Origin of the sequence: Sphingomonas endophytica, from assembly GCF_001476895.1 — a bacterium.
GTDB lineage: Bacteria > Pseudomonadota > Alphaproteobacteria > Sphingomonadales > Sphingomonadaceae > Sphingomonas > Sphingomonas endophytica_A.
This window is the reverse complement of record NZ_LDTB01000250.1, coordinates 1-720: the sequence shown is the minus strand read 5'-3', so window position 1 is coordinate 720 and position 720 is coordinate 1. Positions and strand designations below refer to the sequence as shown.

The 720-nt window shown below is 60.0% G+C and carries 1 pseudogene; it reads right to left on the bottom strand.

Annotation, left to right across the window (positions count from 1 at the left end):
- Positions 1-668, bottom strand: a pseudogene (locus tag NS334_RS17025) (hypothetical protein); the annotation flags it as partial.
- Between the last annotated feature and the right edge of the window lie 52 nt (positions 669-720).

Genomic DNA, 720 nt, shown 5'->3' with positions numbered 1-720 from the left:
GCTGCGGACGGGGGCGCCAGATCCGCCATTCTGCTCGTCAACGCAAAGATGATCGGATCAAGCACCATGGCGTCTCGCAGAATGAGCTCCACAGCCTTGGCGAGTCCGACAAGTACGCCGGCGAGCAGCATCGCCTTCATGCCTTCAAGAAATAGCTGGCATGCCTCCGTCGGCCGGATCCGCGCAATCAGGGCGATAGCGGTCGCGAGCCCGATGTAGGCAGCAGCGAGGTCTGCATGTCCCCAATGATGCCACCGCACGCCGTAGACGACGGAAAGGACGAACACTGCAATCGTGAGAAGAATGGCCAAATGCCGGTGCGAAAGCCGCCGAGCCGACGCCTCGCTGATTGGTTGCTGGCCAAGCGTCAGACGCGCCGTCTTATGCAGCACGAAAAGAACACCGACCGACAGGAGAATGACGAACGCCGCCAGTCGAACGCCGAGACCACTGAAGACGGGGACACCGACGGCCGTTTGAGCGACAACCAGGCCGATCGGATTCGTAACCGACGTGAGGTAGCCGATTTTCGCCGGTATGATCACGATTGCGGCAGCGAGCACACGATTGAATCCGAGACGTTCTCCCAACGCAACCGCGACGGGGACGAACGCGATGTATTCCGAAATCAGTCCGACAAAAGATGCGCCGAAGGCGATGGTCAGCATCAGGAGCGGAATGAGCAATCTCACCCTCCCTCCAGTCAACGCAAGCAAACGG